The sequence below is a fragment of the Dietzia timorensis genome (assembly GCF_020742175.1).
Lineage (GTDB): Bacteria > Actinomycetota > Actinomycetes > Mycobacteriales > Mycobacteriaceae > Dietzia > Dietzia timorensis_A.
In genome coordinates this window covers 1-2,894 of record NZ_DYXM01000232.1, presented here as the reverse complement: position 1 = coordinate 2,894, position 2,894 = coordinate 1, and the positions used below count along the sequence as shown (strand labels likewise).

Sequence of the window (2,894 nt, the reverse complement as noted above, 5' to 3'; positions counted from 1 at the left end):
GGGGCTCACGAGACCGAGGGAGTCCCAGTGGTGCAACGTGCGCACGGTGATTCCCGCGAGCTTCGCGACCTCGCCCACCGACCAGCGGTGCTCTCCGCCGTCATACTGCATGGGTATTCGTCCTTTCCGGGCTGAAGCCCACCTGGCGTCTTGCGCTAGAAGCTACCCTTCACCCTCACGTTGCGTAAGGGTCAAGCCTTTGGCCGATTTCGGTGTCCGGAATCGGCGCCATTCGGCCCTGCCGCCTGCGATGGGCCTTGACATATACTCGGCATATGTCTGCACCTAGCGCTGAAACACTTGCCCGCCTCCGCAGCCTGGTGGCCGCGCCGGAATTCGTTCGCGACCCGTCGAGCCGAGAGACCCGCACGATCAACGAGGTGTTCACCGGCGAACCGCTCGCGGAGATGATGATCGGCACGTCCGCCGACATCGACGCCGCCGCCGAGCGCGCCCGTACGGCCCAGCGCGAATGGGCGGCGCGGCCCGTGGCCGAGCGCGCCCGCATCCTCGGCAAGTTCGGCGTGCTCGTGCACGAGAACCGCGAGTTTCTCCTCGACGTGGTCCAGGCCGAGACCGGCAAGGCGCGCTCGTCGGCGCTCGAAGAGGTCCTCGACGTGTCGATGACCGCCTCGTACTACGCCAAGCTCGCCCCGAAGGAGCTCGGCCGTAAATCCGCCAAGGGCATGATCCCGGTGCTCACCAAAACCGAGATCAACTACCTGCCCAAGGGCGTCGTCGGCGTGATCTCGCCGTGGAACTACCCGCTCACCCTCGCGGTGTCCGACGCGGTCCCGGCGATGATCACCGGCAATGCGATCGTGCTCAAGCCGGACTCTCAGACACCGTTCAGCGCGCTGGCCGCCGCCGAGCTGCTCTACCGCGCCGGCGTGCCCCGCGACCTGTTCGCCGTGGTCCCGGGGCCGGGTCGCGAGATCGGCACCGCGATCGTCGACAACAGCGACTACCTCATGTTCACCGGCTCCACGGCCACCGGTCGTAAACTCGCCGCGCAGGCGGGGGAGCGGCTCATCAACTTCTCCGCGGAGCTCGGCGGCAAGAACCCCATGGTTGTGACGGCGGACGCCGATGTCGACGAGGTCGCAGAGATCGCCACCCGCGCCATGTTCTCGAACGCCGGCCAGCTGTGCATCTCCATCGAGCGCGTGTACGTCGAACGGGCGATCGCCGACAAGCTGGAAAAGGCCCTCGTCCGCCGCATCGGGGAGATGAAGGTCGGCCCGGGCTACGAGTTCGACAAGGAGATGGGTTCGCTCATCTCCGCGGACCAGTTCTCCACGGTCCAGAAGCACGTCGACGATGCCGTCGCCAAGGGTGCGCGCGTGCTCGTCGGCGGCAAGGCGCGTCCGGATCTCGGCCCGCTGTTCTTCGAGCCGACGCTACTCGCGGACGTTCCCGAGGAGGCGGAATGCTTCGCGGGCGAGACCTTCGGCCCGCTTGTGGCCCTGTACCCGGTCGATTCGGTGGACGAGGCCGTCGAGAAGGCGAACGACACCGACTACGGCCTCAACGCCTCGGTGTTCGCCGGTTCGGATGAGAAGGGCGTCGAGATCGCGCGCCGCATCCACGCAGGCACGGTCAACGTCGGCGAAGGGTACGTCGCGGCCTGGGGCTCCTACGGGGCGCCGATGGGCGGCATGGGCGTCTCGGGAGTCGGCCGCCGCCACGGCGTCGACGGGCTCCTCAAGTACACCGAGGCGCAGACGGTCGCCACGCAGCGGCTCATGCATCTCGGCGGGCCGGACTTCATGGACTCGCAGAAGTGGAACACGACACTGGGGGCGCTGGCCGGAACCCTGCGCTTCCTCCCGGGGCGATAGCGAACGCGCTACCGGTCTTCCGCGGAATGCGGGGCGCGCACGAGCGCGCCCCGCATTTTTCGTTTCGGCCTACTGATCGTCCTGGTGGAACTGCGCCATGTTCTTCTTGTGGCGCTGCAGCAGGAAGGCCGCGCCGCCGATGAGCGCGATGGCCAGCACCGCGAGGATCCCGATCGCGGCGAAGACGTTGATCCCGCCCTCGTCCGCCTCATCCGCGGCCTCGGTGGAATCATCGGCATCGGCAGGCTGATCGTTCGAGGAACCGGCGTTTTCGCCGGTGCTCGACTCCGTCGCGTCGGCCTCGGCGCCGGGAGCCTCGGTCGCCGAGCCGGCCCCGCCTCCTACGGTGAATTCCCAAGAGCCCTGGACGGGATGCCCGTCCGCGCTGACCACTCGGTAACCGACCGTGTACGTTCCGGCCTCCAGCGAGGGCACCGCAACCGAGATTGTGTCCCCTTCGACCTCGGGATCGCCTTCGGCGACGTCCTCTCCGTCGGACATCACCGTCAGCATGGCGAAGTCGGAGGAAATCTCCTCGTTGAACACGACCTCGACGGATTCCGGGGACGTCTCGACCGTCGCCCCCTGCTCCGGGGTCGTGCCGACGAGGGTCGAATGGGCCTGGGCGGCAGGAGCCGCGACCACGGCCGCCGCTGCGGGCGCGAGCGCCGCCGTCATCGCCAAGGCCATGCCGCGGGCGGCGATCCGGCGCCGGATACCGGCCGAGCCCGAGGTAGCGGCGGAGGGGCGAACAGAGGACGCGGAGCGAACGGAAGAAATGCGCATGCCCCAATTATGGTCGCCTGCCGCGGCAAAGGTCGAAAATGACGTCGCGCGGCGGGCCCACAAGGGGGCCGCGCCGCGCGATGGGTCGGAGGTGTCGAAGAGGGCCTAGCTCTTCACGCCGAGGCGGGCGAGAACGTCGCGGTTGACGCGGTCGAGCTCGCCGGAAATCGACTTGTGCACGTTCCGACGCTCCGCCGTCGGAATCGACTCCGCGGTCTCGAGCGCGGTGTTCATGTCATTGAGGCGAACCTCGGTGCGCTCGGAGAA

4 protein-coding genes are annotated in these 2,894 nt (G+C 68.1%); 1 reads left to right on the top strand and 3 read right to left on the bottom strand.

The features are described 5' to 3' along the window. Nucleotides 1-111: MerR family DNA-binding transcriptional regulator (locus K8V11_RS12240; protein WP_303914689.1), on the bottom strand; the 111-nt coding region annotated here is incomplete at its 3' end. A gap of 164 nt (nucleotides 112-275) precedes the next feature. Here K8V11_RS12240 and K8V11_RS12235 point away from each other — a divergent pair. Then, nucleotides 276-1,841: a succinic semialdehyde dehydrogenase gene (locus K8V11_RS12235; RefSeq protein WP_303914681.1), complete on the top strand. Its 1,566-nt coding sequence runs from the start codon at nucleotides 276-278 to the stop codon at nucleotides 1,839-1,841. Between the two features lie 69 nt (nucleotides 1,842-1,910). Here K8V11_RS12235 and K8V11_RS12230 read toward each other — a convergent pair whose 3' ends face one another. Together K8V11_RS12230 and K8V11_RS12225 are read right to left on the bottom strand one after the other, a co-directional pair. Next, nucleotides 1,911-2,627 (bottom strand): copper resistance protein CopC, encoded by a 717-nt coding sequence (locus K8V11_RS12230; RefSeq protein ID WP_303914678.1) that lies wholly within the window; start codon nucleotides 2,625-2,627, stop codon nucleotides 1,911-1,913. Nucleotides 2,628-2,732: 105 nt separating this feature from the next. After that, a partial coding sequence (locus K8V11_RS12225) for a DUF6474 family protein (RefSeq protein WP_303914684.1) occupies nucleotides 2,733-2,894 on the bottom strand: 162 nt, incomplete at its 5' end.

Bases quoted from the DNA above. Each gene is read 5' to 3' on its own strand.
- K8V11_RS12235 (WP_303914681.1), top strand. From the start codon at position 276: ATGTCTGCACCTAGCGCTGAAACACTTGCCCGCCTCCGCAGCCTGGTG.
- K8V11_RS12230 (WP_303914678.1), bottom strand. From the start codon at position 2,627: ATGCGCATTTCTTCCGTTCGCTCCGCGTCCTCTGTTCGCCCCTCCGCC.